The organism is Pseudomonas sp. JE3303 (assembly GCF_056312565.1).
The window spans coordinates 1-3,601 of sequence record NZ_JBWGIF010000030.1; the positions used below are offsets into that span (position 1 = coordinate 1).

The window sequence follows — 3,601 nt, forward strand, 5'->3', positions numbered from 1 at the left end:
ATCGAAACCTGCCTGCTGGCCGACGGGCAAGTGCGCGAGGCGGTGGTGCTGGCCCAGCCGGGGCCAGCGGGGGCGCAGCTGGTGGCGTATCTGGTTGCCGACGGTGTCGATGAAACGGCACTGCGCGAGCGCCTCAAGGCACAGCTGCCGGACTACATGGTGCCCGCGCACCTGATGCTGTTGCCGAAGCTGCCGCTGAACCCGAACGGCAAGCTCGACCGCAAGGCCCTGCCGCAGCCGGAGGCGCGCCAGTCGCTGGACGCCTATGTGGCGCCGCAGGGGGCGATGGAGCAGGCACTGGTAGCCATCTGGCAAGACGTGCTGCGCCTGGCGCAGGTCGGGGTGAACGACAACTTCTTCGAGCTGGGGGGCGACTCGATCATCTCCATCCAGGTGGTCAGCCGTGCCCGCCAGGCGGGTATCCGCTTCAGTCCCAAGGACCTGTTCGAGCAGCAGACCATCCAGGGCCTGGCGCGGGTGGCGCGGCGTGAGGAAAGCGCGCAGCAGGACCAGGGACCGGTGACTGGCGCCCTGGCGCTGTTGCCGATCCAGCGCGGGTTCTTCGACAAGGCGCTGGCCCAGCCCAATCACTGGAACCAGTCGGTGTCCCTCAAGCCGGGCCAGCGATTGCAGGCAGCCCTGCTGGAACAGGTGCTGGAGGCGTTGGTAACCCAGCACGACGCCCTGCGCCTGCGGTTTACCGATCAGGGTGCGGTCCACTCGCCTGTGGCCGAACACCCCGGCGCATCGCTGCTGTGGAACGTAGAGGTCGCGGATGCACCGGCACTTCAGGCCCTTGCCGCGCAAGCCCAGGCCAGTCTCGACGTGGAACACGGCCCGCTGCTGCGGGCAGTGCTGGCCAGCCTGCCCGGGGGCGAGCAGCGCCTGTTGCTGGTGATCCACCACCTGGTGGTCGACGGCGTGTCGTGGCGGATCCTCTTCGAGGACCTGCAGAGCGCCTACGCGCAACTGGCCGCGGGCCAGGCGCTGCAGTTGCCGGCCAAGACCAGCAGCTACCAGCAGTGGGGACAGCGCCTGCAAGGTCATGCCAACAGTGCGGAACTGTCCGCGCAGTTCGACTACTGGCAAGGCCAGTTGCAGGGTGCGCCGACCGACCTGCCGTGCGCCGACCCACAGGCCCTTCAATACAACCGCGATGCCCGCACGGTCCAGGTGCGCCTTGAGCGTGAGGCCACCCAGTGCCTGCTCCAACAGGCCCCGGCGGCCTACCGCACCCAGGTCAACGACCTGCTGCTCACCGCCCTGGCGCGTACCTTGGCAGACTGGACCGGCACCGACAGCGCACTGATCCGCCTCGAAGGCCATGGCCGCGAGGAGCTGTTCGAGGACGTCGACCTGAGCCGCACGGTGGGCTGGTTCACCACGGTATTCCCGGTGCGGCTGACACCTGCCCAGGGATTATCTGCCTCGATCAAGGCGATCAAGGAACAACTGCGCGCCATCCCGGACAAGGGCCTGGGCTACGGCGTGCTGCGTCACCTGGGCACTGACGTGCAGCGCGAGGCGCTGGCGGCCTTGCCTGAGCCAAAGGTCACCTTCAACTACCTGGGCCAGTTCGACGGCAGCTTCGCCAGCGACAAGGCAGCGCTGTTCGCGCCTTCCGGCGAGAGCGCAGGTGCGGACCAGGCTGTGGATGCGCCGCTGGGCAACTGGCTGACGGTCAATGGCCAGGTCTACGACGGTTGCCTGAGCCTGGGCTGGACCTTCAGCGACAAGGTGTTCGAAGGCGAGTCCATTCAAGCGTTGGCCACCGCCTACCTGGCGCAGTTGCAGGCGCTCATTGCTCATTGCACCGAGGACGGCCACGCCGGGTTCACCCCTTCGGACTTCCCGCTGGCCGGGCTCGACCAGACGCGCCTGGATGTCCTGGACCTGGATCCGCGGCAGACCGCAGACCTCTATCCGCTGTCACCGATGCAGCAGGGCATGCTGTTCCATAGCCTCTACGAGCAGGGCACCGGCCACTACCTGGGGCAGATGCGTCTGGAGGTTCGCGGGCTCGATCCCGAGCGCTTCCGCCTGGCGTGGCAGGCGGTCATGGACACGCACGATATCCTGCGCACGAGCTTCCTGTGGGAAGGCCTCGAACAACCACTGCAATGCGTGCACCGTCAGGTCGCAATGCCCTTGCAGGTAGTCGAGCTACCCGCCAGCGAAGACGTCGAACTGGCGCTCGAACGCTTGGCCGTCGCCGAACGCGACCAAGGCTTCGAGCTGTCCCAGGCCCCGCTGCTGCGCCTGCTGGTGGTGCGCACCGGTGAGGGACGCCATCACCTGATCTACACCAGCCATCACATGCTCATGGATGGCTGGGCCAGCTCCCAGCTGATGGGCGAGGTGATGCAGCACTACACGACTGGCACTGTGCCTCAGCCGGTCGGGCGCTATCGCGATTACATCGCCTGGCTGCAACGCCAGGAGAGTGGCCTCGCCCAGGCGTTCTGGCGCGAACAACTGACCGGGCTCGATGCGCCGACCCGTCTGGCGGGTACCGGCGGCCTGGACAGCCTTGCCTCCTCGAATCACACAGGCCAGGGCATTCACTCCGTGCGCGTGCCGGGCGAACGGGCAGAACGCCTCAACGCTGCGGCGCGCCAGCACAAGGTGACGCTCAACACGCTGATGCAGGCGGCGTGGCTGCTCTTGTTGCAGCGCTACACACGCCAGGACACCGTGGTCTTCGGGGCCACGGTGTCGGGGCGTCCGATCGAGCTCGCCGGGATCGAGAAGCAGATCGGCCTGTTCATCAACACCCTGCCAGTGGTGGCCCGTCCACGGCCCGAGCAGACGGTGGCCGGCTGGCTGCAGGAGGTGCAGGCGAAGAACCTGGCCCTGCGCGACTACGAACACACCCCGCTGTTCGATGTCCAGCGTTGGGCCGGGCAGGGTGGCGAGGCGCTGTTCGACAACATCCTGGTGTTCGAGAACTATCCGATCGCCGAGGTGCTGCAACAGGAAGCGCCGGCCAACCTGCAGTTCGGCAGCGTGGCCAACAACGTGCGCACCAACTATCCGTTGAGCCTGGCGGTGGGGATGGGCAGCAGCCTGGACCTCCACTACAGCCACGACCTGGCGCATTTCAGCAGTGCCGCCATCGAGCGCTTGAACGAACACCTGCTGCAGTTGCTGGGCTGGCTGGCCGATACCTCGGCGCAGGCCTGCCTTGGCCAGTTCGAGTTCATCGTCGACCGCGAGGTCCTGCTTCAGGATGGGCAAGGTGAGCAGATCGACTGCTCCGCCGATGTCCACGTCCACGCTTTGATCGAGCGTCAGGCGCTGCAGACCCCTGACGCCTGCGCGGTGGTCTTTGCCGGCGAGCGGCTGAGCTACCGTGAGCTCAACCGACAGGCCAACCGCCTGGCGCACCTGCTGGTCGCCGAGGGCGTCGGGCCTGACGTGCGCGTGGGGATCGCCCTGGAGCGCAGCCTGGAGATGGTGATCAGTCTGCTGGCGGTGCTCAAGGCCGGTGGCGCCTACGTGCCCCTGGACCCGGAATACCCTGCCGAACGCCTGGCCCACATGATCGACGACAGCGGCATCGAGCTGCTGCTGAGCAACCGTGCCAGCCGTCCCGGCCTGC

1 protein-coding gene is annotated in these 3,601 nt (G+C 67.1%); it reads left to right on the forward strand.

All coding sequences use genetic code 11. From position 1 onward, the window contains the following. The coding region (locus AC0ZZU_RS23870) for a condensation domain-containing protein (protein ID WP_476343897.1) at positions 1-3,601 on the forward strand (3,601 nt) is incomplete at both ends.